Origin of the sequence: Lipingzhangella halophila (assembly GCF_014203805.1) — a bacterium.
Lineage (GTDB): Bacteria > Actinomycetota > Actinomycetes > Streptosporangiales > Streptosporangiaceae > Lipingzhangella > Lipingzhangella halophila.
Map to the genome: position 1 here is coordinate 2845125 of NZ_JACHJT010000001.1, position 25760 is coordinate 2870884.

The following is a 25760-nucleotide window of genomic DNA, read 5'->3' on the forward strand; positions in this document are numbered from 1 at the left end:
GCCAGTCCCGAGACGGCGCAGGCCGCGCCCCGCCCCAGCACATATCTTGAGCGAAGGGACCCCTCCCGTGAGAGTCGACGCGGCCCTCAGCATCACCGCGGCCTCGGTCTGGTTGCCCCCGGACCGCTACCACCTCGACCAGGCGCTGGCCGCCGGGGTGCTCAGCGAGCGGCACGCACGCCACGCTGCCGGACCCGTCGCCGCCTACGCCGGGGCAACGCGTGTCGACGAAATGGCGGTCCACGCGGCACAGGACACCCTCAAAATGGGCGACGCCACTCCGGACGACGTCGCCCTGTTCCACTACGCCTGGGCCTATGAACAGGGCGAGCACCTGTGGTCCCCCGCACCCCAGATCGCGCGGAGTATCGGTATCACCGGCTGCGACAGCGTGGGATTCCACCAGATGTCCAACGGAGGCGCCACCGCCCTGTACACGGCGGCATCGACGATGCTGCTGGAGCCGCGGATCGAGCAAGCCCTGGTCAGCACGGCGGACAACTTCAGCACGCTGCCCTATGACCGGTGGGCCAACTCCATGGTCACCATCCTGAGCGACGGAGCCACCGCGGCGCTGCTCACGCGCGGTCCCGGGCCGCTGCCCGTCATCGCGATCGCCTCCACCGGGGACCCCCTCATCGGGGGCGGACTGGTCAGCGAAGGCACAGTGTGGCAGCCGGTGCGGCACGGCCGCGTGCTCTCGCGCGAGGAGTGGCGGACCGCCGCGCGGTCGGCCACGGCGCTGCGTGAGACCGTGTCCAGCTCGCTGACCATGGCTCTGGACGACGCCGGGCTGACCCCCGGCGACCCGCGAATCCGTGCCGTGCTCACCCCGCGGATGTCGGCGGAGCTGGCCACCAGAGCGCTTTCGGACGCCCTGCCCGACCCGCTCTACCAGCGCCACATCCTGCTCGGCCAGGACACCGGGCACATCGGGGCCGGTGACATGCTGGCCAACCTCGCCTGGCTGCTGGAGCGGCCCACCGGTCCGGAACCCGGCGGCTACACCGTTCTGCTGTCCTTCGGCTTCGGCGGCAGCGCCACCTGCCTGGTGGTGGCCAACGGCGCCGGCTGAGCGCCCCGAGCGCCGTGGACACGGCACTCGGGGCGACCGCCGTGCCGGGCACGTGCGGCAGAGCTGTCGCGCGTCGCGGCCGGCTACGACGTGGCGGCGGCCTCGGTGTCCTCGCCTCTCGCCTGGTCGGGGGCATCGGGGTCGCGGAGCATGCCGGGTTCGGTGCGGGCGACCACCCGGGTCGCCACCAGGTCCCCGGTGACGTTGCACATCGTGCGGGCCATGTCCAGGATCGCGTCGATCCCGGCGACCAGGGCGACCGGAGCCATCGACAGCCCGGCCTGCGAGACCGTCATGGTCAGCATGATCAGCCCGGCCCCCGGCACACCCGCGGTTCCGATCGAGGCCAGCACACCCACCAGGACAACGGTCACCAGCTCGGCGAGGGTCAGCTCGGTGCCCGAGACGTTGGCGACGAAGACGGTGGCGGCGCCGACATAGATGGCGGTGCCGTCCATGTTGATGGTCGCGCCGAACGGCAGGCTGAAGCTGTAGACACCCTCGTGCACACCGAGCCGCTCGGCGGCGCGGGAGGACACCGGAAGGGTGCCGCTGCTGGAGCGGGTGACGAACGCCGTCGCCATGGGGTCCTTGGCCACACTGAAGAACTTGCCGACCCCCACCCGGAAGGCCAGCAGGATCAGCACGTAGACCGCGATCTGCAGCGCGATCGCGCCGTAGATCACCCCGGTGAGCCGCGCCAGCGGCCCGATCGCCTCGATACCGGTCTCGCCCATAACCACGGCGATCAGCGCGAACACCCCGATGGGGGCGTACTGCAGCACGCCGCGCACCACCAGGAAGACCAGCTCGACGGCGCCGTCGACACCGCGGCGCAGGAACTCGCCGAGCTCGCGCACGCGCTCCTGGTCGCTGCCCCGCATGACGGTCAGGGCGATGCCGGCAGCGATGGCCACGAACATCACCGCCAGGACATTGCCCTCCACCATGGCCGCGAACGGGTTGTCGGGGACGATGCCGAGCAGGGTCTCCGAGATCGGCGGGGGCTCCTCGCCCTCCTCCTCGGCGCCGCCGGGCGGGCTCAGCCCGGTGCCCGGGGCGATGGCGAGCGCGAGCAGCAGCCCGAGCGTGATGGCGAACGCCGAGGTCACCAGGTAGAAAACGAAAACCTTGAACCCGATGCGGCCCAGGCGGGCCGGGGTGATGGCGGAGACGCCCGCGATGAGGGTGACGATGATCAGCGGCATCACCAGCATCTGCAGCAGGCGCAGGAACACCTCGCCCAGCGGGGCGATGACGGTGATGGGCTCGCCCACCGCCAAGCCCACGGCGACGCCGGCGGCCAGCCCGATCGCCATCTTGTGGATCAGGGGGAAGTCGAGGTAGCGCCGCCACAGCGAGGGGGCCGGAGTCTGTGTGGACATGGTCGTCCCTTACCGGATCGGGGAAAACACACAGAGTCTTGTACCCATACCCGCGTCGCGAACGCGCTTCGGTGGTCGCGCAGGGGCGCGACCACCGGACGCTGGCTAGAAGAACAGGTCGTCGGTGCTGGTGGCGGTGAGGGCGCGCTTCAGCCACGTATCGAGCTGCTCAAGATCTGAGCAGCCCATGATGCGCTCGCGCGCCTCCTCGGGCACCGGGACCCCCCGCGCCCGCAGGATCTTGAGCACCGAGGCCGCCTCACCCTCGGCTAAGCCGACGGCAACACCGGCGACCAGCCCGATCGCCATCTTTTGACATCCTCTCCCGGCTAAAGCCGGGAGAATCCAACAAACGGAACTATCCATGGCTGGTGGTTGACGCTTCACAGCCCGGGTACCCCCGAGGGCTCCACACTACCCGCCTTGGTCGTCCGGCACCGATGACACCGCTTCGAGGTGCCCGGGGCGGCAATCCTGACCAGGTGTCCGCCCCGCTCAGCGAGCTTGTACTCCAACAAGGTGACGGTGCGTCCCCACGCTTCTCCGCTGATCGATCGATTCAATCCGGCTTTCTGTCGGACGCCTGTTCCGGGGGCATCCACGGTTCCCCGAGCGGATCTGACCATGGTGGCGATGGCCAGGTTTTCCATCCCGATCACACCGAAGGTCTCGGCAAGTCCGGTGGTGGTCTTATGCTGCCAGTCCAGGGCGCGGCGCTTGGCTCTCGCGCGCATGCCCGCGATCTGGTCATAGGTCCGCGTGAGACGGTTCGATGTTCTCGCACCGCGCTTGCGAGCGTGCTTCTGACGTGCTGCTTTCTTCTCCAATCGGCGCAGACGTTGTGACTCAGCCCAGCTCAGCCAGGGGCCGTGTTCCCGGAAACTGCCGTCGGAGAGGGCCAGCGGTTTGGCCACACCCAGGTCGATACCGACTCCGGGGCCGGTGTGGGGGGCCGGTTCCTTGATCTCGGTGCGCACGCGGAACACCACGTGCCACCCGTTGGCTTCTTTGACCAGGCGAGCACCGGTGACCTTGTTCTTGACGTCGGCGTGCTTGCCGACCGGAAGGTCTTTGGTCCACCGGAACCGAATCATGCCGACCTTGGGGACCTTCACCACGCCCCATCGTCGGGTGATCCTGCGGATGCCGAGGGCACGACCTTGGGGTACGTCGATGGCCATCCGCGAGCGAAACCGGGCCTTGAACGTGGGGGCCTTGGCGCGTCCTTCCCAGCAGTTGCGCCACGCTCGGACATAGGTCTTCAGGACGGCCTGTGCCGCTTGTGCCGGGAGTTCGGACAGCCAGTCGATGTCCTTACGTGCCCGCCGGATCGCGGCGTCGGCGTCCTTCATCTGCACGCGCCGGTTCTGGCTTGCCATGGTCCACCAGTCGTGCAGCAAGTTCTACATGGCGCGGGCGGCGTGCCCCTGGTCTTCCAGCGCCGAGAGCTGGTCAGGGTCGGGGTAAAGGCGTGCCTTGTGGCCGCGTTCCCGCTTCACGTCTCACCCTCCGACGCGCACCCGGGTGTAAGGGGGTATCTCGACATCGAAAGCTTCCTCCAGCAGCACGGCCGCCAGGGACTGTTGGTTTCGGAAGAGCTTGATCCAAAGCTCATGTTCCAGTGTGGGCACGCGGGAACATTACCGAGTGCAACGGGGTGAATGTGGTGGGTTTCGCGAAACTCGCCAAAATTGGGGGACCCGGCGCGCGGCCGGGTCCCCGGGTGGGATGAGGAGGTGCGGCGCCTCAGGTGCCGATGACCCCTCCGTCGTCCTTGCGGATGACGATGGTGGCCGAACGGGGCCGGCCGTCGGGGTCGTGGTCGGGCCAGTTGCTCACCGCGCGCGGGTCCTCGGGGGTGGGCTCACCGATGGTGGCGGTCTCCTCGCCGGGGTGCTGCACGTTGACGAACATGGTCCGCTGGTCGGGGGTGGTGACCACACCGGTGATCTCGGCCCCCTTCGGCCCGGTGAGGAACCGCCGGATCTCGCCCGTGTCCGGGTCGGCGGCCAGCATCTGGTTGTTGCCGATGTTGTCGTAGCCCGCATCGGGGTCGTTCTGCACCGAGTTGGAGACGTCGGTCTGGATCCACAGCCGCCCGTCGGGGTCGAACCACAGGCCGTCGGGGGAACCGAAGATACTGTCCTCGTCGAGGTCCACCGCGTCGTCGTAGGCGGGATCGCCGGCGAGCACGAAGATGTCCCAGGTGAACGTGGTCGCGGTGTTGTGCCCGTTCTCCTCATGCCACTTGATGATGTGGCCGTAGGAGTTGGGGTTGCGCGGGTTGGCGTCGCCTTCGCCCGCCTCACCGTTGGTCAGGCTGCAGAAGACGTCCTGGGTGCCGGGCTGGACCGCGATCCACTCGGGCCGGTCCATGGGGGTCGCCCCGACCGCGTCGGCGGCCTCGCGGGTGCGCAGCAGGACGTCGGCCTGGTCCTCCCATCCGTTGTCGGAGGTGAGGGGCCCCTCGCCGAACGCCAGCGGCAGCCACTCGCCGCTGCCGTCGTCGTCGAACCGGGCGACGTAGAGCGTGCCGTCGTCCAGCGGGCTCTCGCCCTTGGCCCGCACCGACTTCCACGGCTGGGACCCGACGAACTTGTAGATGTAGTCGCCGTCCTGGTCGTCGCCGGTGTACACCACGACGCGGGCGCGGCTTTCGGTGATGATGGCGCCCTCGTGCTTGACCCGGCCCAACGCGGTGCGCTTCACCGGCGTGTGGTCGGTGTCGAACGGGTCGATCTCGACCACCCAGCCGAACCGGTTGAGCTCCTTGGGGTTGCGCGCCACGTCGAAGCGCGGGTCCGCCTCGTGCCACCGGTAGCCGAACCCTTCGGCGTTGATGCCGTAGCGGTTCTGCTCCGGTGTGGGCTCCCAGGACCCGTCGGCGGTGCCGAAGTAGGAGTTGAAGTTCTCCTCGCAGGCGAGGTAGGTGTTCCAGGGGGTCACGCCGTGCGAGCAGTTGTTGATCGTGCCGCGGACCTGTGGGTCGTCGGCCTGCAGTGCGGGATGGTCGGCCGGAACCGGCCCGGAGACCTCCACCGGGGTGGTCGCGGTGACCTTGCGGTTGTGCTCGGAGTCGACGGTCCGCCACTCGCCGTCGGTCAGCCGGACCTCGATGATGGTCACGCCGTGCGAGGCCAGAGCCTTGTCGACCTTCTCCTGGGTGATCTCCTCGTCGCCGTCGGTGTTGAGGAGTGTCTGGTCGACGTACTCGTGGTTGAGGACCAGCAGGCCGTGCCGGCTGGCGTCCTTGCCCTTTCCCTTGCCCAGGGGGAAGAAGTGCATCCCGTCGTGGTGCGAGCCGACCTGCTGGGCAGCCTCCTCAGCGGTGTTGGACGCGTCCTTGGCCCAGTCCGGACCGTCGGAGCTCAGCGGCTGGCCCCACGGGAGGAGCACGCTGGCGCTGTAGCCCTCGGCAACGGTGACCCCGTCCTCCTGGCTCGGGGGGACCGCCTGGAAGCCAAGCAGTGCGCTCGGCTTCTCCCGCGTGGTCTGGCCACACGCGGTTCCACTCGCCATGCCCGTGACCAGAAACCCGGTCGCGGCGACCGTGCCGCCGCGCAACACATCGCGGCGCGAGAAACGGTTCGCCAGAACTTTCGCGAAGGGGACATTTCCGGAGTGATTGGAGCTAATGTCGTCTGGGTCGAATCCCATTACGCATCCTCGTTCACGTCTAGGCCCGGCGGAACCGGGTGTGCGGGGGGCCTCGTTCGGGCGAGGCTGACAGGACGCTACGGCAGTTGGACATGGCCGGTCCAGGCCATCGCGAACGCGGGCGCGTTGCCCACCCGGTCAGCGCTGGGGCCACCTGCGCACGTCAGAGCGCTTAACCGCGATTTCCGGGGTGAAACGCTCCCCGGGCATCATCACGGCCGATTTCGACAGATTCATGACCATTATCGTTAATAGTGGATTTGCGGCTGGCGAATAAGTGGTGAATATCCGGGCAGTGCACACCAGCCACTCGGCCGGCGCGGGTGTGCCGATCGTGAGTGGACCGGCCCTGCGGCGCGCGGGAAGGGGCGGTTTCCTCAGCCGCGGCGGGGTGAAGGGGCCTGGCCGCCGTTCAACGCCTGGGAAAGGACCGCTCGAACCCGCTCCGCATCGGGATGCGCGCCTTCGAGCAGGATGGCGGCGCACATCCCGTCGGCCGCGGCCACCATGGTCTCGACCGCGACCGGGTCGGACGTCTGCCGGCGGGCGATCTCGGCCACGGTGTCCCGCCAACGGCGCGCAACGCCACGCAGTGCGGGGCGCCGCGCGGCCAGCGTCGACAGTTCCCGCTCGGCCAGGGCGCGCATCCGGCCGCTTCCCGCTGCCGCCGCGATGAGCTCGGCGACGCCGCCGAGCTCATCGCCGTCCTGCGCGATGATCTGGCGCAGTTGGCTCTCGTACTCCCCGGCGACGGTTGACAGTGCGGCGACGAGCAGGTCGTCCAGGGTCGCGAAGTAGTACGTGGTCAGGCTGGTGGGAACGTCGGCCTCTCGGGCCACGGTGCGGTGCGTGACACCGGCCGCCCCGTCGCGTTCGACAACCCGCAGGGTCGCCTCGATGATCGAGGCGCGGCGGCGTTGCCCGCGGGCCCGCCTGCCATCGGTGACCGGTGGGACCTGCGGTCGCGGGACGCCCTGTTCCACGGCGCTTCCTCCTACCCAAGCCACACGGCACGCCTGCGGAGCAGGACGGCTGACGCTATCAGCGTAGGCACCCGCAGGCGCGGTCCGCACCGCAGGTCACCGTCTGGTGGATGCGGATTCCTCCTCCGGCCGGCGGTCGGGCTCACTGTCCTGGGGGCCGTCGCCGCCAACGGTCCCGACATGCCGCAGCGTGACGGCGGCCAGGATCGCCAGGACCGCGATGGCGGTGCCCGCGGCCACGGAAGCGACGTTCATACCGGTGGTGTAGGCCTCTCTGGCCTGCTGCAGAAGCCCACCGGAGAGGCCCTGCTCCATTGAGACGGCCGCGGCGAGGCTGTCGCCGACCGCCTCGGACAACCGCGGCGCCAGTTCCGCGGGGATGTCCCCGGTGATCCGGTTGCGGTAGACGGCGGTGGAGAGGCTCCCCAGCGTGGCGATCCCCACCGCGACACCGAGTTCCTGCGCGGTCTCCGACATCGCCGAGGCCGAGCCGGCCTTGTCGGGCGGCGCCGCTCCGACCACAAGATCCGTGCCCAACGCCGCGAGCGCGCCCAGCCCGAAGTAGACCAGGCCAAAGCCCGCCACGACCACAGCGATGCTGCCAGCGCCGCTGACCTGGCCGAGTAGCAGGTATCCCACCGAGGACAGGGCCAGGGACCCGGCCACCACGTAGCCGGGACGAACGCGGCGTGCGAGCAGTGGCGCACCGATCGCCGCGGTGAGCATCATCAGGGCGGGCGGTCCCAGCCACGCGCCGGCTGCCAGCGGCGACAACCCCTCAACGAGCTGCAGGTGCTGGGTCACCAGGAACAGGACGCCGCCGATGCTCACCAGTCCGACCAGGAGAACGCCCAGCGCGACGCTGAACGCGCGGCTGGTGAACAGCGTCATGTCCAGCAGCGGGTCGGGCAGCCGGTATTGCCGCCGGACGAACACCACCGCGAGCGCGGTGCCGGCGGCGAGCACGAGCACCATGCCGGGGCGCGCGCCGTAGGCGGCGATGTCCTTGACCGCGTAGACCACCGAGAGCAGCGCCGCGAGGGAGAGCGCGACGCTGGCCAGGTCGATGCGGCCCACCTGCGGGGCGCGGTACTCGGGCAGCAGAACCGGCGCGGCCAGCAGCACCAGTCCGACGATCGGCACTGCTAGCAGGAACACCGAGCCCCACCAGAAGTGCTCCAGAAGCACGCCGCCCACCAGCGGCCCCGCGGCCATGCCGAGCGCGAACATGGTCGCCCAAACCCCGATCGCCAGTGCGCGTTGCCGGGCGTCGGTGAACATGGTGCTGATCAGGGCCAGTGTGGAGGGCATCAAGGTGGCCCCGGCCACGCCCAGCGCCGCACGCGCGACGATCAGCATTTCGGCGCTGGTGGAGTAGGCCGCGAGCACCGAAGCGGCCCCGAAGGCCGCGGCGCCGGTCATCAGCAGGCGGCGCCGGCCGATCCGGTCGCCGAGCGTGCCCATGGTGATCAGGAAGCCGGCGATGAGCAGCCCGTAGGCGTCCACGATCCACAGGGACTGGGTGCTGCTCGGTTGCAGGTCGGCGGCCAGGGACGGAAGAACCAGAAGCAGCACCGTGACGTCCAGGCCGAGCAGCACGGTGGGCAGCGCCAGGACCGCGAGCCCGCCCCATTCCTTGGGGCCGGCTTGGCGCGGGGGCAGGGTGTGCATGCGTATCCCTTCGACGGCGGCTGGGCACCCAGCAATCTAGTTGGACGATAGTTCTAGTTGTACCATGGTCCAATTAGATGGCGGACCGGAGCCGCCACCCGAGTGGGGAACCCGCGCTCCGCTCAGGCAGCGGCTAGGTTTGAGCCATGTGCCGTAACGTCCGCCGCCTGCACAACCTCGACCCGCCCGCGAACGAGACCGAGATCCGCGAGGCCGCGCTGCAGTACGTCCGCAAAGTCAGCGGATCGGCAAAGCCCTCGGCCGCCAACCAGGAGGCGTTCGAGCAGGCGGTGGAGGCCATCGCCGCCACCACCGCCGACCTGCTCGACTCGCTGGTGACAAAAGCGCCCGCCCGCACGCGCGAGCAGGAGCGCGCCCGCGCCCAGGCGCGGGCACAGCGCAGGGTCGAGCCCTCCGCTCGCGACCGCTAGCGCGGCGGTTGCCGGAGTCACCCGCCAGTGGTGCGCTCGACTCCGGATTCGCCGGCGCTCCTGTACAACTCTGGCGTGACGCGCTAACGTACAACCAAATGGTTGTACAAAGTGGCGGCACCACGGACCGCCTACTCCACGCACTGGCCGACGGCACTCGCCGCGACATCCTCCGGCGCTCGGTCCGAGGGGAGTTGTCGGTGTCACAGCTGGCCGAGGCTTACCCGATGAGCTTCGCCGCGGTGCAGAAACACGTCGCGGTCCTGGAGCGAGCCGGCCTGGTCACCAAGGAGCGCCGCGGAAAGGAACAGCTCGTGCGCACCGACCCCGACGCGGTACGACTGGCGCGTCTGGCACTCGAAGAGCTGGAAGCAACCTGGCGCGGGCGCGTGGACCGGATGTCGCAGGTGCTGTCGCAGTCCTTTGACCCGGTCAAGGACACCCCGAACGACGGAAGGAGAGAAGAATGAGCGTCTCCAGTGTTGACAAGGACACCGACAACCTCGCACTCACCCTGGTCTCCGACTTCGACGCGCCGATCGAGCGCGTCTGGCAGCTGTGGGCCGACCCGCGGCAGCTGGAGCGCTGGTGGGGCCCGCCCACCTACCCGGCGACCGTGGAGTTCCACGACCTGACGCCGGGTGGCGAGGTCACCTACTTCATGACGAGCCCTGAGGGGGAGAAGTATCGGGGCTGGTGGCGCATCACCTCGGTGGACCCGCCCACGGCCCTGGAGTTCACGGACGGCTTCGCCAACTCCGACGGGACGGCGAACACCGACCTGCCCAACACCACGGTTCGGGTGCGGCTCAGCACGCACAACGGCGGAACACGGATGGAGCTGCGGACCAACTACGAGTCCCGCGAAACCATGGAGCAGATGCTGCGCATGGGCCAGGCCGAAGGCCTGCAGGCCGCGGTCGGCCAGATGGACGCCCTGCTGGCCGGCTGAGGAAACGACGACACGCCCTGCCCGCCACGGCGAGCGCCGCCCACTCTGGCGCCGCGCCACCCGTGTTGGCAGAGTTGAGCCATGCGCGTCATCGTGGTCGGCGGTGGCATCGTCGGTGCCAGCGCGGCCTTCCATCTGGCCAGCAAGGGCGTGTCCACGACTCTGGTGGACCGCGGACATCCGGGGCAGGCCACGGCCGCCGGGGCCGGCATCGTCTTCCCATGGCCCTTCCCGTGGTCCACTCCGCAGTTGCGGGAGTTCCAGCTACGGGCCGCGGCCCACTACCCCGCCCTCATGGCCGACCTCGCCGCCGACGGAGAGACCACCGGCTACGACGTCGTGGGCGGTCTCTCGGTGAGCACCGACACCAGCGCCGCGGACCGCGACTTCGAGCTGGTGCGCTCGCTGGCCGCCGAACCCGGCTACGAAGGGCTCGGCGAGGTCGCCAGGCTGGCTCCGGGGGAGCCCACGCGGCGCTTCCCGCTGCTCCCACCGGACTACCAGGGCACCAGCGTGGCCGGCATGGCGCGCGTGGACGGCCGCCAGGCCAGCGCCGCGCTCGTCAACGCCGCCGAGAAGCGCGGGATCCGGCGCCTCAACGCCGACGCCGAGCTGATCGGCGAGCAGGGCCGGGTCAGGGGCGTTCGTGTCGGGGGAGAAGAGCACCCTGCCGACGCCGTCATCGTCGCGGGCGGCGCGTGGTCGGCCCGGCTCCTCGCGCCGTTCGGCGTGCGGGTGCCGGTGTTCCCCGTCCGCGGCCAGATCACCCACTTCGCCGCGCCCGGGCAGCTCACCCGCGACTGGCCGTGCGTCCGGCTCGGCGAGCGCGACCACTACCTGCTGACGTTCCCGCCGAACCGGATCGTGACCGGTGGCACCCGCGAACCCGAGGCCGGGTTCGACTACCGGGTGACGGGCGCGGGGCTGCACCAGGTACTCACCGACGCCATCGACATCCTGCCCGGTCTGGCCGAGGCCACCGTCCTGGAGACCCGCGTCGGTTTCCGTCCGGGCAGCCGCGACGGCCTGCCGATCCTCGGCACGGTCGGGGAGCTGCCGGGCGTGGTCGTCGCCACCGGGCTGGGCGCCGAAGGGCTGACCCTGGGCCCCTACCAGGGAGTCGTCGCCGCCCGCTTGGCCATGGGAGAGGAGGCCGAGACCGACCTGGTCCCGTTCCGGCCCGACCGCGAGGTACCGGACGCGGTGGGGTGAGCGGCGCCGGCCGGCACCGCCGGTTCAGCGCAGCAGCGCCGCGATGTCGGAGCCCTGCCAGGTCCCGGCGGCGCCCGGACGCTGGGCCAGATGGGTGGCGGTTCGCTCAACGCTCCAGGCGTGCGCGGCGCGCAGGCCCGCGCCGATGACCCGCAGGTACGCGGCCGAGGGTGCCGCCACGGCGACGTCGGACAGCCTCCAGTGGGCGGTGAAGCCGACCACCGGGCACCCGTCGATGTCGCCGCTGTACAGCAACGTCTCGTAACGGCCCTCGCCGCGGACATCGCGGCCGTCGCGGAGCACCCGGGTGAGGTCGAGGTCGCCGCCCGGATCCCGGTACATCTCCTGGGCCGCGATGTCGCTGAACTGCCCGGCGGTGACCAGGTAGGCCCGCGCCGGAACGGCTCCGGGAAGTCGGGGGTCGTGGATGGCGAGCCCGCCGCCCCACATCGGCGACGCGAGGGCGAAGTAGGTCCCGCCGGCCAGCCACACCGCCCGGCGGGCGCGCGGGAGTGTGCGGTCCCGGCAGCCGGGGTTGGCCCGCGAGCCGCCCGGGGGAGTTCCGCCCGCCACGTAGCAGTTGATCCGGTCAAGGGACATGTTCGCCCCGAAGCTGGCGTACCAGACGAGTTCGGGCTGGTCACGCACCATCGCGCTCGTCTCCTTCCGCTGCGCGCTCCGGGACACCGGTCGCCCCCGAGTGGTGCGGCGACCCTAGCGGTGCGGGCGCGCCCTCCGCGAGCGGCCACAATGGGGCCAGCACGATAGCTGGCGCCGCGCGCCGCTACGAAGAACGGTGCCCGCGAACAACGTGGATGGGAAGACCTGCCTATGCGTCCCAACCTGCACAGGGTCGATCTCGACGGGCCCGGTGAGCTCGCCATGATGGCCCATCCCCGCGGCCTGGACTGGCTCGGGGACGAGATGGCGGCGCTGGCCAGGGAGGGTGTCGACATCGTGGTCTGCGCCCTCACGGAGGCCGAGCGCGACGAGCTGGGACTCGCCGATGAGGAGCGGGAGGCCGGCGGCGCGGGTCTGCGGTTCGTGGGCCTGCCCGTTGCCGACCGCGGGGTGTGGGAGGTGCGGGCGGTGCTGCCCCGGCTCCGGGAACTCGCGCGTGCGCTGCACGGCGGCGCCTCTATCGTCACGCACTGCCGTTACGGCATTGGGCGCGCTTCGGTCCTGGCCGGGGCACTTCTGGTACTCAATGGAGCCGATCCGGAAGAGGTCTGGCCCCGGCTCGAACGGGCTCGCGGGCTCGCGGTGCCGGACACCGCCGAGCAGCGGCGCTGGATTGCGGAGCTGGCCGCGCACACTCACGGATAACCGCGCGGACTCCGCAGGGACGGTCCCCGAGGAGTCCGCGCGCGGCTCAGGAGCAGCAGGAGCAGCCGGGCTCGCACCCGCACGCGTCGTCGCCGCTGGTGGCCGGTTGCATGGCCAGCGCGATACCGCCCGGAGCGCAGCAGGCGTCCCCGCGCCAGGCCTCGCGGCCCTCCTTGACGGCCAGGGCGGCGATGAGCAGGGCCACGACAGGGTCGGCCCAGGCCCACCCGAGCAGGGCGTTGGCCAGCAGCCCGACGAGCAGCGCCGCGGAGAGGTAGCTGCACAGCAGCGTCTGCTTGGAGTCGGCCACGGCGGTGGCCGAGCCGAGTTCGCGTCCGGCGCGCCGCTGGGCCAGGCTCAGAAACGGCATGATGACCACGGACGCCGCGGCGAGCACGATGCCGGGTACCGAGGTCTCGGCCGTGTCGGCTGCGATGAGCGCGCGCAGCGCGTCCACGGTGACGTAGAGGGCCAGCGCGAAGAACGACACGGCGATACCCCGCAGCGCGCGGCGTTCCCTGGCCTGGCGTGTTGCGGCGTCGCGGGCGGAGAACTGCCAGGCCACCGCGGCGGCCGAGGACACCTCGATGAGCGAGTCGAGACCGAAGCCGATCAGCGCGGTAGAAGAGGCGATGGTGCCCGCGCTGATGGCCACCACGGCTTCGACCAGGTTGTAGACGATGGTGGCGGCTACCAGGAACCGCACGCGTCGGGTCAGAACGGCGTGACGCTCGGTGCTGAAGCTGGGGGAGACCTGGTTAGCCATCAGCAGCAGTCCTTGTCCTCGGCCTCTGGGCAGCTCTTGTCGGTCTCCACCGCCAGGACGGCGGTGCGCAGGTCGTCAAGGGCGTGGGCCAGCCGGCTGTCGGCGAGTTCGTAGCGGGAACGGCGCCCCACGGGCACGGCGACGACGAGTCCGCAGTCGCGCAGACAGGCCAGGTGGTTGGACAGGCGCGTGCGGCTGATCCCCAGACTGTCGGCGAGGTCCGCGGGGTGGGCGGGGTTCTCGTGCAGCGCGAGCAGGATCCGGCAGCGGATGGGGTCGGCCAGCGCGCGGCCGAAGCGGGCGAGGGCGTCTACCTCGGGGGCGATAGTCAGCATACGACTAGAGTACACAAACTTCTGAATTCACGTCTACTTGGATATCAGGGGAGCGGCACGCGCATGGTCCCGCATGAGGGGCTGAGGAACAGCGCAGTGTTTCCTGAGTTTCACTGAGGAGAACCTGAGAAAATTCTCAGAAAATCCAGCCGAAGTCCTTGTTCGGCCCGTGGAGCAGAGTCAGCATGGTGATTGCCGGGGATTCGGCGCGCAGCCACCCCGGACACACAACCCGCCTCCCGATATGCCCATATTGGAATGCATAACGTGGCGACCCGACTCCGAACCGAAGCCGCCCGTTCAGCGCCGCAACCCCCGCCGCCCACCCAACGCCGCTTCTTCCCCGAGGTCCAGGGGTTGCGTGCACTGGCGGTGGCAATCGTGTTGGCCTACCACGTCAACCACGACCTGCTTCCGGGCGGCTACGTCGGCGTCGACGTGTTCTTCGTGATCTCCGGGTTCCTGATCACCACACTGATGCTGCGCGAGGCCAGGACGCACGGGCGGGTGTCCCTGGCCGGTTTCTACATCCGCCGGGTCCGGCGCATTCTGCCCGCTGCCACATTAGTGCTGGTCGTCACGGGTGTCCTCGCCTTGGTGGTGCTGCCCTCGCCCCGGCTGGCGGACACCGCGGCCCAGCTCCTCGCCAGTGCCGCCTACGTGGAGAACCTGTTCCTGGCCCACCAGTCCGTGGACTACCTCGCCGCCGAGGCCGCCGCCAGCCCGGTGCGGCACTTCTGGTCGCTGGCGGTCGAGGAGCAGTTCTACCTGCTGTGGCCGTTGCTGTTCGCGGGATGGCTCGCCCTGAGCCCCAGATGGCGCGGGGAGACCGTAATCATCGCCCTGACGTCGGCGGTCGTGGCGGTCTCGTTCGGTTGGTCGGTCTGGCTCACCACCAACGACCCCCAGCCCGCCTACTTCCTTCCGCAGGGCCGTATGTGGGAACTCGCCGCCGGGGGAGTCCTCGCCCTCCTGCTCGCCCGATGGCAACCCCCCGAAAGCGCGCGCTGGCCGCTCGGCTGGGCCGGGATCGCCGCCATCGCGGCCGCCGCCATCGGCTACGACGCCACCACCCCGTTTCCCGGATGGGCCGCGACCCTGCCCGTCCTGGGCACCATCGCCGTCATCACCGCGGGGCACACCGCGGGCCGCTGGTCGGCGTACGCGCTGCTGAGCACCCGCCCCGCCGGCTACGTCGGCGACCTCTCCTACGCTCTCTACCTGTGGCACTGGCCGCTGATCGTGTTCACCCTCGCCCGCACCGAGCGGCCGGCACTCAACGCACTCGAGGCGGTTCTCGTGCTGGGTGCCACCTTCGCACTGGCCTGGGGTACCAAGGCCGCCCTGGAGGACCCCCTACGCGCGGCGCGCCTGCCGCGCGGCGGCCGCGGCGCCGCTGCCTTCGCGCTCACCGGACTGCTGCTGGTCACCGCGATCGGTGCCGGAAAGTACGCCTACCAGCAGGAGCTGAGCGATGTCCGGTTCGACCCCGAGGTGCACGTGGGGCCCCAGGCCATCGGCCAGCAACACCCGGAAGGCGACGACTCCGCCATCTACCCGCCCCCGGTCAGCGCCACGGCCGACCTGCCCGGCGTCTACGACGACGACTGCCACGCCACTCCCTCGGTGACCACCCTGAAGAGCTGTGTCTACGGCCCGGACGACGCAACAACGGACGTCGCCATCGTCGGCGACTCGCACGCGGCCCACTGGGTGCCCGCGCTGCGCGAGGTCGCCCATGACCGGGAATGGCGACTGCACACCTACACCAAGTCGTCCTGCCCGTTCACCGACACCCTGGCCGAGCGCAACGGCGGCCCCTACCGGGAATGCGAGCAGTGGAACGAGGCCGTACGCGACGAACTGGTCTCCGAGGTCGAGCCCGAAACAGTGTTCACCAGCTCCGCGACCCAGACACGCGCCCACCACGCCGACACCGACGAGCAGAACACCGCGATGCTCGCCGGAGGGATGGCCGGACTCTGGTCGAGCCTGGACGCCGCCGGCATCGACGTGGCCGCCATCCGCGACACCCCCAAGTCCCGGGCGCGCCTACCCGAATGCGTCGACCGGAACCCCGACGACCTCGACGAATGCGCCCGGACCAGTGGCGAGGCACTCGCCGAGGACGACCCGCAGGAACTGGCCGTGGCCGAGTACGGTGCCCAAGCCGACCTGCTCGACCTGACCGACCGCTTCTGCGCCGATGGGCGCTGCCCGCCCGTGGTCGGAAACGTGCTCGTCTACCGCGACAGCAACCACCTGACCGCGGCCTACTCGCGGTTGCTCGCCTCCGACCTGCAGGAGCGCCTATAGCGCGGGGCCGGTGGTCTCGGCCTCCTCACCGCCGGGCAGGAGCCGCTCGTAACAGATACTGGCCTCGCAGTCGACGTAGGGGCCGAAGCGCTCGATCCGGCGGTAGCCGCACCGCTCGTACAGCGTCCTCGACTCCGGCTGCTCGGTGCCGGTCTCCAGACGCACGCGTGTCGCGCCGCGCTCACGGGCGGCCTCCTCGAGCTGGCGCAGCAGCACCCGCCCGATCCGGCGTCCCCGCCAGTGCGGCACCACATACATCCGCTTGATCTCGTAGGTGTACGGATCAAGTCTGCGCAGCCCGCCACAGCCCACCACGTCTCCGCTGTCCATATCAGTGGCCAGCAGGAACACGGCGACATCGGAGGCGCTGGGTTTGGCTCCGGCCTCCAGGTCCGCGCCGTAGCGCAGCACGACCTCGCGCTCCTGCTCAGCTCGCAGGCGCGTGGCGGTGCCGTCCTTCCAGGACGTCTCCTCAACGGTGATGCGCACAACACAGCAGCGTACGTCAGCGTGCGCTCAGACGCCCGCCCGGGGCAACCGGTAGAGCACGTGCCGGGAGAGTTCGTGGTCCGCCGGCAGGGCGGGGTGGACGAAGTCGGCGGCGGGGTCGCGGCGCATTCCCAACCGCTCCATCACGGCCCACGAGCGGGTATTGGCCTCGGTGGTGAACGACACGATCTCCTCCACCCCGGCCGCGGCGAATCCGTGCCGCACCGCGGCCCGGGCGGCCTCGGTGGCGTAGCCGTGTCCCCAGGCGTGGCGCGCCAGCCGCCACCCCACCTCCACCGCCGGGGTGAAGTGCGCCTCGAAGGGGACGTCCTGCAGCCCGGTGAAGCCGATGAACTCGCCGGTGTCCAGGGTCTCCAGCGCCCAGAACCCGTAGCCGGCCTCCTCAAGGTCGCGCCGCTTGCGCCGCAGCATCGCCAGGGACTCCCCGCGCGTGAGCGGGGCCGGCAGGTAGCGCACGACCTCCGGGTCGGCGTTGAGGCGGGCGAAGGGCTCCAGGTCGTCCTCGCGCCACTGCCGCAGCAGCAGGCGTTCGGTGCGCAACTCCAGTCTGTCGGCCACGCCACACGAGCCTAGAACACCGCACCCGGCCGGCACAGCACCCCGGAGCGGCGTTTGGAATCAGGCATTGGGCGGCAACGCGGTGCCGGCCCCACGGTGCCGGGTCCGCACCAGGTCGGCCCGCTCGGCCGGCAGTGTCTGCTCGCCGGCGCCTTGGACGGTGAAGCCGGCGTCGCGGATCATCTCCAGATCGGCCTGGCCGGGCTGGCCCTCGCTGGTCAGGTAGTCGCCCAGGAAGATCGAGTTGACCACGTGCAGCGCGAGCGGCTGCAGCCCGCGCAGGTGGATCTCCCGGCCGCCGGCCAACCGCACCTCCGCGTCGGGAAACACCAGCCGGGTCGCGACCAGGATGCGCAGGCACCGCTGCGGCGTGAGGTCCCACCTGCCGGCCAGCGGGGTGCCCTCGAACGGGATCAGAAAGTTCACCGGCACCGAGTCCGGGTCCAACTCGTGTAACCCGAACAGCGCGTCGACGAGATCGTCGTCGGACTCGCCCAGCCCGGCGATCAGCCCGGAGCACGGCGACAGGCCCGACGCCGTGGCGCGGCGCACCGTGTCGACGCGGTCCCCGAAGCCGTGCGTGGTGCAGATGTCGGAGTAGCGCTCGCTGGAGGTGTTCAGGTTGTGGTTGTAGGCGTCGACACCGGCGTCGCGGAGCCGGTCGGCCTGGCCCTCGGAGAGCAGCCCCAGGCAGGCGCACACCTCCACGCCCGGATGCTCGGCCTTGATCTGCTCGATGGCGGGTTGCAGACGGTGCACGTCGCGGTCGGTGGGCCCGCGGCCACTGGCGACCAGGCACACCCGGGACGCGCCCGCGTTGATCCCGCAGGAGGCTGCCGCACGCGTCTCCTCGGGGCGCAACCAGGTGTAGGTGACGATGTCGGCGGTGGAGCCCAGCCGCTGGGAGCAGTACGTGCAGTCCTCGGGGCACAGCCCGCTCTTCAGGTTGACCAGGTAGTTGAGCTTGACCCGACGCTCGAAGTAGCGCAGCCGGACGCGGAACGCGGCGGCGACAGCGTCGAGGAGGTCGTCGTCGGCGCTGGTGAGCACATCGAGAAGTTCGGCGCGGGTGGGCCGTTCGCGGCGCAGTGCCTGCTGGGCAAGGTGGTCGAATTTCGCCATGCGGTTGATGATCGGGTACTCGCCGCGCCGAACGCAGCCACCGGAAGCGCCAAAGTTGCCCGCGTGTGTTTGTGGAGCCGGCCTAGCGTTGCCGCCCGGACAGCGCGAGCAGCCGGGTCTGGGGATCGGCGTCCTCGGGGACCGGCACCGGTGGTGCGAACAACGGCCCTCCGGCCATGCCCTGCTGCTCGGCCCATTCCAGCACCGTTTTGGCCAGAGCCGGGTCGAGACTCTCGTCGGCGCCGATAGCGCGGGCCAGGTCCCATGCGTGCACGGTCAGGTCGAACGTCATCTGCCACAGGTACAGGGACCCGGGGGCGTCGCCGAACGACAGGTGCACGGTGCGTTCGGTCGCTCCGGGTTGCAGCCAGGCGTTGCGGGCCTCACGAGCGGCGACCTCCCAGGTGGCGATGGGGTTCTCGCCGAGGACGTCGCCCTCGTAGCCCTCGCCCGCTTCCTCGATCCGGCCGCCTGCCAGCAGGAAGGGCACCCAGAGCTGCTCTCCCACGAGGTGGTTGATCAGGTCGTGGACGTCCCATTCGGTACACGGGGTGGGATCGGCCCATTGTGTCACCTGCACAGCCCGCACCCGGCGGTCGAACTCGGCCATTGCCTGGCCGTGCAGGTCCAGCAGGTCCGCCATGGGCTGGCTCCTTCCTGGCAGCGCGGTTGGCTCTTCGCGGTTCGCCTACCCGGCCGGACACACCGCCCAACGTCGAACGGGGGCGCGTTTTGCGGATCGGCGACCAAGGGGGAGGGGGCCGGGAGCCTGGGGGTGCGCGGGGTGGCGCAGCGGTGCCCGCACCACACAGGAGAGGTCCCTTCCCGGGAGAGAAGGGACCTCGTGCTGGGGTGGTGCTCTCGGGTGCTACTCAGCGATGTGGCCGGTGCGGCGACGGGTCAGCCACCAGGTGGCGGCGCCCAGACCGGTCAGCGCGACCGCGACGCCCAGCAGGGTGGCCAGGCCGGGTCCGGTAACGGGCAGGCTCCAGTCGGAGTCGCGTTGGTTGTCGGCGACGGGGGTCGCCTTGGTGTCGCCGTCTGCCAGGTGCCGCACGACGTCACTGTCGGCCTTCCACCAGGAACCGTCGGCGAAGTACCAGTAGTAGTCGTTGTTGTGGAAGTACCAGGTCTCGGAGTGGTAGTGCCACGATCCGTAGTACCAGGAGTACGAGTCACCGATGCACACGCACGTGGCGCCTCCGCTGGTGTCGCCCTCGGTGCTCTCGTCGCAGTCGGTGCCGGGGGTCTCCTCCTCGGGAGTCTCCTCGGGGGCCTCGTCCTCGGGCAGCGACTCGTCGTCGCCTTCCTCGGACTCCTCCTCATTACCGTCCTCGTCCTCGGGGGATTCCTCGTCCTCGGGGGTCTCCTCGTCCTCGGGGGATTCCTCGTCCTCAGGGGTGCCCTCGTCCTCGGGGGATTCCTCGTCCTCAGGGGTGCCCTCGTCCTCGGGGGCTTCCTCCTCGACGACGACCCACACGGCGTCGTCGATGTCGCATTCCAGCAGTAGGCCGTCGACGTCAACGGCCTCGATGTCCACCTCGGGGTCGCAGGGCTCCCCCGCGGCAGGCTCGGGAGGTGGCTCTTCCTCGTCGGGGGACTTCTCGATGGGGCCGCTGGGTTCCGGAAGGTCGGGACTTCCGGTTTCGACGTCCTCGGTATCGGCCAACGCGGCACCGGGCGCTGCGAGCGCCAGGCCGGTCAGCCCCGCGGTTAGCAGCAAGCGGAATGACACTTGCGTCTCCTCGCTATTGACTTATCAGACCAGCAGGCCGCCGCCGGATCTGGCGGTGAGCGGGTTCGGCCCGTAACACCTATTAGACCCTCAAGTCCCCCGCTAGGTTGCGTCGATTCGCGGCGACACCTGATGATTCTTTCCTTTGTCCCAGGTCACGGCAATGAAGGAAACCGCCGCAGATAGCCGGCGGATGCGGCGCACGACACCCTGACGATTGTTTTCGCAGGTCACGCCGAATTCCTTTGGGTAAGGAAGAACGAGCCCAAGCGTAAGCCCGGCGCCAGGTTGCCCCGCGGGCCACTCGGGGCAGGCGGCTCAGGGACGAACCAATGGACACCGCGCACCAACACCCCGTAATCGGGGAATCACTACGTTGTAGCGAAGGTGTGCAACATCTGAGCCTGGAGGTCCACATGGACATCGTCGCGCTCATCGGCCGACTGCTCTTCGTGCTGGTCTTCTTGATGTCAGGGGTGAACCACCTGACCAACCTCGCCGCCATGTCCGGCTACGCCGAGTCCAAGAAATTCCCCGCCCCACGAGCCGCAGTCGCTGTGAGCGGTGCCTGGATCATCATCGCCGGGCTTCTCGTACTCATCGGCGTTTGGGCGGACCTCGGCGCCCTGATGCTGTTCGTGTTCCTCGTGGCGACCGCCTTCGGCTTCCACGCCTTCTGGTCCGAGACCGACCCGGGCACACAGCAGAACGAGATGAACCACTTCCTGAAGGACATCGCCCTGGCGGGAGCCTCACTGGTGCTGTTCGTCGTCTTCAGCCAGGCTGACATCGGCCTCACCACCACCGGCCCCCTGTTCGGCTAACAGCCGGCCCGCGACGCTACGGCCGGTGGCCCCGGCCGGGGCCACCGGCCGTAGCGTCGCGGGCCGCCCGAACTGGGAGCCACTCCCGGACAGTGGGGCACGCACATGATCATGGACGGCGCGAAGGCCCGCGCGGTGTACGAGCGCGAGCCGGGTGGCGACCCGCGGATGTGGGTGTGGCGCGGCTGGGCGCCGTGATGCCGCCCCCCGGGGGAGGCCAGTGTCTCCTAGCCGACCCGGCCCGGGGGACAACCACCGCCCCGATCGGATGGACGTGTAGTAACTGCGGGCAGGAGAACCCCGACGGTATGATCAACTGCCCGAAGTGCAAGGACTAACTCAGCTCGACCAGGGGACAGGCATGCCGGACACCGCACGCCCAGGAGACCAGTACGCCCCTGCCCGCGGTGGCCACCACACCCCGCAATCGTTCGCCCGCAAGATGGCCGCGAACGAGGCCGCGGCGCGCGGCACCCGGATCGGCTTCGAGCACCCGGTGCCCGACTGGGTCCCCGAGGAGCTGCGCCACGCGGTGGGCTATTTGGCCGACCGGGGGTGGCACTGTTTGGCGGCTGTGAACTGCGAGCCGGGTGAGATCCTGCTGCCCGCTGAGCAGCGTTTCGTGCCGGTGGCGGAGGTGGTGAAGCACCAGTGGTTCATTGAGGGCGACCTTCGGCGGGTGCGGGTGGCGATCCCGGGGGATCCGAGCCCGGTGGGCAAACCCCAGCGGTAGGGGAGAACGAGCAGCCCCTCAGAGATGAGGTGTCGCAACGACCACTAGAGCTCAAGGGGGCGGGCCTGGGCGCCGGCTACCGGTTACACGTGCACTCGGTCAACGACTTCCCACAATTCGCACAATGCGGCAACGGCCGCGGATGAGGGGACTCGCGGGCCACAGGGGGTCATCCTTCGTCATCGAGGAGCCCATCCACCAGGTCATCCAGGACGCGGCTCCGATCATCAACATCGAGCAACCGCGCCTCAGTGAGTGCGTCACTCGTGCTGATTTTTCCCCGCCGGCTCTTGATCACGCACATCCGGACCACCTCCCGAGTCGGTGTCGCCCAGTGCTTTGCCTCATCCGGTGGCACCAGCTCGTGCAGGATCACCGGGTACGTCGTGGTGGTCGTGCGCCACCGCTCCGACTGCTTGGCGACGAAACCGCGCAGCAGCGACTCGAAGATCCCGCCGCGCTCCATGTCGTCGAGAACCTCCTCGTTGCTGGCGTCGCGGCACTCCGCACAGTTGGCCAGCTCGGCTTTGAGGAGGCTTCGGGCGCGGGGGTGTTCGACGTATTCGGCGTTGAGCTTGCTGGGGTGACGGTGCGCCATGTGCCTACGGTTCTCATCTCGGGTTGGTGGTGGCCAGGGTAGCTGGTGCGCACTGGGAGTGGACAGCGAAAGGCCCGGACCGAAGCCCGGGCCTGTGACAGGCCGAGCGGCACCCATTCGGCGAGGGAGGACAGGCCGGTTACGGCCCGGGTGCGGGTGGTGTCCGCGAGCGCGGACACAGATACGCTGATCGATTTCTAGCGGCGCAGACCCTTGGCTTCAGCCATGGGGTTAGCCGCTTCACTTTCTGGTATATTTTTCCTGTTCGCGATAGCCAAGCGGATATACGCGCGGGTGGGGAATCCGTGCCAGCCTGTGGAGACCTCGGGGTTGCCCGGTCTGCGAAGCAGGAACCAGCTACGACCGCGAGGCGCGTAGCGCCACCCGACCGTGAGGTCGGGTTGGAATCCCCCGGCTTCAGCCGTGGGGAGGAACTCAACACAGCTCAACTCCTGGGTGTATCAGGTCATTGGGTCAAGCCCTCGGTGCGGCGCGGCCACGCCGCCCGGGGCGCTGTAGTTGTCGCCTCCGGGCCCCACTCCTTGGGAGTGAATCCGGAGCGGAAATCCCTGGAATCCCCGGGCGAACCCGGGCGAGACTAGGCCCTACTAGGCCCTCTACCTGGGGGTATCCCGATGAGACTGCTCCTCGTGGACAACCACGACTCCTACACCTACAACCTGTTCCAACTGCTATCCCGCGTGCTGGGCGAGCGCCCCACGGTCCTGACCAACGACGACCCCCGCTGGGACTCCGTCGACCCGGCGGATTTCGACGCCGCCGTCATCTCCCCGGGGCCGGGACGCCCCCAGCACCCGCGCGACCTCGGCCAGGTACCGCGCGTGCTGGCAGTGCCCGAGCTGCCCATCCTCGGGGTCTGCCTGGGCCACCAGGCCATCGCCCACCAGGCGCGAGCACACGTCGAACCGGCCCCCGCCCCACGGCACGGCCATCTCACCCGGGTCCGGCACGCCGCCCAGGGGCTGTTCACCGGGCTCCCCCAGGAATTCACCGCGGTCCGCTACCACTCGCTGGCCACGCCGGGCCCGCTGCCCGCCCCTCTGACGGCGACGGCCTGGGCCGAGGACGGCGTGATCATGGCACTGGAGCACGCCACCCTGCCCCGCTGGGGCGTGCAGTTCCACCCGGAGTCCGTCGCCACCGAGCACGGCACCACCCTCGTCGCGAACTTCGCCCGCCTGGCCCAGAACGCCCGCGCCCAGTCCCAAACCCGGGCGGCGACCACCCGCGCGGGGGTGACCGAAACCCCCGACGACGCCACACAGCCCGAACCCGCCCATTCCCACCTCGGAGAACACCCGAACCTCGGGACCGAAACCCGCACATCCGCCCCCGGACCGCAACCCGCCGAAGGGCTCCGGGTGCGGATGCTGCCCCATGCCGTCGACACCGACCACGCCTTCGTCCGGCTCCACGGCGAGTCCCCCTACGCGTTCTGGCTCGACAGCAGCCGCGTCGGCGGCACCGCCCGCTTCTCCTTCCTGGGCGATGCCAGCGGCCCCACCGGCGAGGTACTCACCTACCGGGTCGGCGACGGCGCCGTCACGGTCCGCCGCGACGATGGGGAGCGGCGCGAGCAGGGCACCATCTTCGACGCGCTGCGCCGCCGGGTCGCGCACCGCCCCCACAGCCGCGACACCGGCCTGCCGTTCGACTTCACCGGCGGCTACGTCGGCTACTTCGGCTACGAACTCAAGGCCGACTGCGGCGGCGCCGCGCCGCACCGCGCCCCCACTCCCGACGCGGTCTGGCTGCGCTGCGACCGCGTCGTCGCCGTTGACCACGCCACCGAGCGCACCTACCTGGTGGCCTCCGCTGAGGACCCCGGCGCGGACGCCTGGCTGGCCGCCACCGAACGGGCCCTGGCAACCAGCAGCGCCCCGCCGCCCCCCGCCGGCGCCGGGGCCACCGGCACCGACCTCGAACCGCTGCTGGAGCGCCCCCGCGAGCAGTACCTCACCGACATCAAACAGTGCCTGGCCTACCTCGCCGCCGGCGAGAGCTATGAGATCTGCCTGACCAACCGGCTGCGGTTGCCCGCTCCGCACGACGACGTCGCCTACTACCGGCGGCTGCGCGCCGCGCGCCCGGCTCCCTACGCCGCGCTGCTGCGGCTGGGCGAGGTCAGCGTGCTCAGCGCCGCACCGGAACGGTTCCTGCGCATCGACGCCGACGGTGTCGCCGACAGCCGCCCCATCAAGGGCACCGCCCCGCGCCACCCCGACCCCGGCACCGACCGGCAATGGGCCGAGGCGCTGCGTACCGGCGCCAAGACCCGCGCGGAGAACCTGATGATCGTCGACCTGCTCCGCAACGACCTGGGGCGGGTCTGCGAGATCGGCAGTGTTGCCGTGCCGGAGTTCATGTACACCGAGTCCTACGCCACCGTGCACCAGCTCGTCTCCACGGTGCGTGGCACGCTGCGCTGCGACGTCAGCCCGATCGACGCGATCCGCGCCTGCTTTCCCGGTGGCTCCATGACCGGTGCGCCCAAGCTGCGCACCATGGAGATCATCGACCGCCTGGAATCCTCGGCGCGGGGGGTCTATTCGGGTGCGCTGGGCTACGTGTCGCACAACGGGACCACCGACCTGAGCATCGTCATCCGGACCGCGATACGCCACGGCGACACGCTCACCGTCGGCGCGGGCGGCGCGATCGTGCTGGACTCCGATCCCGACGAGGAGTACGCGGAGATGCTGCTCAAGGCGGCGGTCCCGATCGAGGGCGGGTGAACGGGCAGCGCGCTCGGGTGCGCGCTGCCCGTTCCCGCCTTTCCCGAGCGCTACCCCGGTAGGCGGTACCGTGGCGGTTATGGACAATGACGCGACGGAACGGCCGTCCACCTCGGTTGAGGACTACGTGAAGGTCATCTACGACCTTCAGGAACGTGGGTCCGGCCCGGTGACCATCTCCGGGATGGCCGAACGCCTGTCAGTGTCCAACTCCTCGGTGTCGGGAATGCTGCGCAAGCTCAGCGAGCTCGGGTTGGTGGAGCACCAGCGCTACGGCGACGTCCGCCTCACCGACACCGGCACCAAGGCCGCCCTGGCCGTCCTGCGGCGGCACCGGCTGCTGGAGACCTACCTGGTCGAGGCGCTCGGGTACTCCTGGGACGAGGTGCACGACGAAGCCGAGACCCTGGAGCACGTGGTCTCCGACAAGTTCGTCCAACGCATCGCCGAGCACCTGGGCAACCCCCGGGTCGACCCGCACGGCGACCCCATCCCCACGGTCGAGGGCGATGTCGTCGAACGCGAGACCCACCTGCTCTCGGAGGCGGCGGCCGGCACGGCGGGCGTGATCGTGCGGGTCAACGACTCCGACCCGCACCTGCTGCGCTACCTCGCCGACCGCCGTATCGGCATCGGGATGCGGGTGGAGGTCATCGAGCGCCAACCCTTCGGCGGTTCCCTGGTGATCCGCGTCGGCCCACCCGAGGACCAGCGCGAGCAGCCGCTGGGGCTGGTGGCGGCCGAGGCGCTGTGGATCGCACCGTCGAGCGGGTGAGCACCACCCCGCAGGCGGTCGCCGCGAAGGCGACCACCGG

General features: G+C 70.1%; 27 protein-coding genes. 11 read left to right on the forward strand and 16 right to left on the reverse strand.

The features are described from left to right. Positions 1 to 67 precede the first annotated feature (67 nt). On the forward strand, positions 68 to 1075 hold the full coding sequence (locus tag F4561_RS32545) for a ketoacyl-ACP synthase III family protein (protein WP_184578808.1): 1008 nt from the start codon (positions 68 to 70) through the stop codon (positions 1073 to 1075). 83 nt (positions 1076 to 1158) lie between these two features. On the opposite strand, the gene F4561_RS13230 is transcribed toward F4561_RS32545, so the two are convergent. The 6 genes from F4561_RS13230 to F4561_RS13255 all read right to left on the reverse strand — a co-directional run bounded on the left by F4561_RS13230 (position 1159) and on the right by F4561_RS13255 (position 8771). Next, positions 1159 to 2460 carry a dicarboxylate/amino acid:cation symporter gene (locus tag F4561_RS13230; RefSeq protein ID WP_184578811.1) on the reverse strand — a complete coding sequence of 434 codons (1302 nt, stop codon included), beginning with the start codon at positions 2458 to 2460 and terminating at the stop codon, positions 1159 to 1161. A 105-nt stretch (positions 2461 to 2565) separates the two neighbouring features. Then, positions 2566 to 2769 carry a hypothetical protein gene (locus F4561_RS13235; protein WP_184578815.1) on the reverse strand — a complete coding sequence of 68 codons (204 nt, stop codon included), beginning with the start codon at positions 2767 to 2769 and terminating at the stop codon, positions 2566 to 2568. Between the two features lie 74 nt (positions 2770 to 2843). After that, positions 2844 to 3860, reverse strand: coding sequence for an RNA-guided endonuclease InsQ/TnpB family protein (locus tag F4561_RS13240; RefSeq protein WP_246437194.1), 1017 nt, complete (start codon positions 3858 to 3860; stop codon positions 2844 to 2846). 346 nt (positions 3861 to 4206) lie between these two features. Continuing rightward, positions 4207 to 6117 carry a PhoX family protein gene (locus tag F4561_RS13245; protein ID WP_184578818.1) on the reverse strand — a complete coding sequence of 637 codons (1911 nt, stop codon included), beginning with the start codon at positions 6115 to 6117 and terminating at the stop codon, positions 4207 to 4209. A 377-nt stretch (positions 6118 to 6494) separates the two neighbouring features. Continuing rightward, positions 6495 to 7100, reverse strand: coding sequence for a TetR/AcrR family transcriptional regulator (locus tag F4561_RS13250; RefSeq protein WP_184578820.1), 606 nt, complete (start codon positions 7098 to 7100; stop codon positions 6495 to 6497). 96 nt (positions 7101 to 7196) lie between these two features. Next, a complete protein-coding gene (locus F4561_RS13255; RefSeq protein WP_184578822.1) occupies positions 7197 to 8771 on the reverse strand; it encodes an MFS transporter in 1575 nt (524 codons plus the stop codon). Between the two features lie 146 nt (positions 8772 to 8917). Between F4561_RS13255 and F4561_RS13260 the strand changes: the two genes are divergently transcribed. The 4 genes from F4561_RS13260 to F4561_RS13275 all read left to right on the forward strand — a co-directional run bounded on the left by F4561_RS13260 (position 8918) and on the right by F4561_RS13275 (position 11366). Then, a complete protein-coding gene (locus F4561_RS13260; protein ID WP_184578824.1) occupies positions 8918 to 9202 on the forward strand; it encodes a DUF2277 domain-containing protein in 285 nt (94 codons plus the stop codon). A 98-nt stretch (positions 9203 to 9300) separates the two neighbouring features. Beyond that, entirely contained in the window at positions 9301 to 9672 is a 372-nt protein-coding gene (locus F4561_RS13265; RefSeq protein WP_184578826.1) for an ArsR/SmtB family transcription factor, read from the forward strand. Then, positions 9669 to 10154: an SRPBCC family protein gene (locus F4561_RS13270; RefSeq protein WP_184578828.1), complete on the forward strand. Its 486-nt coding sequence runs from the start codon at positions 9669 to 9671 to the stop codon at positions 10152 to 10154. The genes F4561_RS13265 and F4561_RS13270 overlap by 4 nt, the downstream gene beginning before the upstream one ends. A gap of 81 nt (positions 10155 to 10235) precedes the next feature. Next, entirely contained in the window at positions 10236 to 11366 is a 1131-nt protein-coding gene (locus F4561_RS13275; RefSeq protein ID WP_184578832.1) for an NAD(P)/FAD-dependent oxidoreductase, read from the forward strand. A 24-nt stretch (positions 11367 to 11390) separates the two neighbouring features. Here the strand turns inward: F4561_RS13275 and F4561_RS13280 are convergent, their stop codons facing one another. Further along, entirely contained in the window at positions 11391 to 12017 is a 627-nt protein-coding gene (locus tag F4561_RS13280; RefSeq protein WP_184578837.1) for a histone deacetylase, read from the reverse strand. A 180-nt stretch (positions 12018 to 12197) separates the two neighbouring features. Between F4561_RS13280 and F4561_RS13285 the strand changes: the two genes are divergently transcribed. Then, positions 12198 to 12692 carry a phosphatase domain-containing putative toxin gene (locus F4561_RS13285; protein WP_184578840.1) on the forward strand — a complete coding sequence of 165 codons (495 nt, stop codon included), beginning with the start codon at positions 12198 to 12200 and terminating at the stop codon, positions 12690 to 12692. A gap of 46 nt (positions 12693 to 12738) precedes the next feature. On the opposite strand, the gene F4561_RS13290 is transcribed toward F4561_RS13285, so the two are convergent. Beyond that, positions 12739 to 13458 (reverse strand): cation diffusion facilitator family transporter, encoded by a 720-nt coding sequence (locus F4561_RS13290; RefSeq protein WP_184578843.1) that lies wholly within the window; start codon positions 13456 to 13458, stop codon positions 12739 to 12741. Further along, positions 13458 to 13793 (reverse strand): ArsR/SmtB family transcription factor, encoded by a 336-nt coding sequence (locus F4561_RS13295; RefSeq protein ID WP_184578846.1) that lies wholly within the window; start codon positions 13791 to 13793, stop codon positions 13458 to 13460. The genes F4561_RS13290 and F4561_RS13295 overlap by 1 nt, the downstream gene beginning before the upstream one ends. 267 nt (positions 13794 to 14060) lie before the next feature. Between F4561_RS13295 and F4561_RS13300 the strand changes: the two genes are divergently transcribed. Further along, complete coding sequence (locus F4561_RS13300) at positions 14061 to 16109, forward strand: acyltransferase family protein (RefSeq protein ID WP_312885234.1); 2049 nt, start codon at positions 14061 to 14063, stop codon at positions 16107 to 16109. On the opposite strand, the gene F4561_RS13305 is transcribed toward F4561_RS13300, so the two are convergent. The 6 genes from F4561_RS13305 to F4561_RS33305 form a co-directional block, all read right to left on the reverse strand. Next, positions 16104 to 16598, reverse strand: a complete 495-nt coding sequence (locus F4561_RS13305; protein ID WP_312885235.1) for a GNAT family N-acetyltransferase — start codon at positions 16596 to 16598, stop codon at positions 16104 to 16106. The two genes, F4561_RS13300 and F4561_RS13305, sit on opposite strands and share 6 nt — an antisense overlap. 27 nt (positions 16599 to 16625) lie before the next feature. Then, positions 16626 to 17177 (reverse strand): GNAT family N-acetyltransferase, encoded by a 552-nt coding sequence (locus F4561_RS13310; RefSeq protein WP_184578852.1) that lies wholly within the window; start codon positions 17175 to 17177, stop codon positions 16626 to 16628. A 60-nt stretch (positions 17178 to 17237) separates the two neighbouring features. Further along, on the reverse strand, positions 17238 to 18299 hold the full coding sequence (gene bioB, locus F4561_RS13315) for a biotin synthase BioB (RefSeq protein WP_184578855.1): 1062 nt from the start codon (positions 18297 to 18299) through the stop codon (positions 17238 to 17240). A gap of 82 nt (positions 18300 to 18381) precedes the next feature. Next, positions 18382 to 18942 carry a TIGR03086 family metal-binding protein gene (locus F4561_RS13320; protein ID WP_184578858.1) on the reverse strand — a complete coding sequence of 187 codons (561 nt, stop codon included), beginning with the start codon at positions 18940 to 18942 and terminating at the stop codon, positions 18382 to 18384. Positions 18943 to 19167: 225 nt separating this feature from the next. Then, the gene (locus F4561_RS13325) at positions 19168 to 20034 is read right to left on the reverse strand and encodes a hypothetical protein (RefSeq protein WP_184578861.1); all 867 of its coding nucleotides are present in this window, start codon (positions 20032 to 20034) and stop codon (positions 19168 to 19170) included. Positions 20035 to 20136: 102 nt separating this feature from the next. After that, positions 20137 to 20268 carry a hypothetical protein gene (locus tag F4561_RS33305; protein WP_281384093.1) on the reverse strand — a complete coding sequence of 44 codons (132 nt, stop codon included), beginning with the start codon at positions 20266 to 20268 and terminating at the stop codon, positions 20137 to 20139. A gap of 155 nt (positions 20269 to 20423) precedes the next feature. On the opposite strand from F4561_RS33305, the gene F4561_RS13330 reads away from it, so the two are divergent. Together F4561_RS13330 and F4561_RS13335 are read left to right on the forward strand one after the other, a co-directional pair. Next, a complete protein-coding gene (locus F4561_RS13330) occupies positions 20424 to 20858 on the forward strand; it encodes a DoxX family protein (protein ID WP_312885236.1) in 435 nt (144 codons plus the stop codon). A gap of 361 nt (positions 20859 to 21219) precedes the next feature. Continuing rightward, complete coding sequence (locus F4561_RS13335) at positions 21220 to 21591, forward strand: hypothetical protein (protein WP_184578865.1); 372 nt, start codon at positions 21220 to 21222, stop codon at positions 21589 to 21591. A gap of 169 nt (positions 21592 to 21760) precedes the next feature. Here F4561_RS13335 and F4561_RS13340 read toward each other — a convergent pair whose 3' ends face one another. Beyond that, positions 21761 to 22189 carry a hypothetical protein gene (locus F4561_RS13340; protein ID WP_184578867.1) on the reverse strand — a complete coding sequence of 143 codons (429 nt, stop codon included), beginning with the start codon at positions 22187 to 22189 and terminating at the stop codon, positions 21761 to 21763. A 635-nt stretch (positions 22190 to 22824) separates the two neighbouring features. Here F4561_RS13340 and pabB point away from each other — a divergent pair. Together pabB and F4561_RS13350 are read left to right on the forward strand one after the other, a co-directional pair. Beyond that, positions 22825 to 24945 carry an aminodeoxychorismate synthase component I gene (gene pabB, locus F4561_RS13345; protein ID WP_184578870.1) on the forward strand — a complete coding sequence of 707 codons (2121 nt, stop codon included), beginning with the start codon at positions 22825 to 22827 and terminating at the stop codon, positions 24943 to 24945. 79 nt (positions 24946 to 25024) lie between these two features. After that, positions 25025 to 25720, forward strand: coding sequence for a metal-dependent transcriptional regulator (locus F4561_RS13350; protein ID WP_184578873.1), 696 nt, complete (start codon positions 25025 to 25027; stop codon positions 25718 to 25720). Positions 25721 to 25760: the final 40 nt, after the last annotated feature.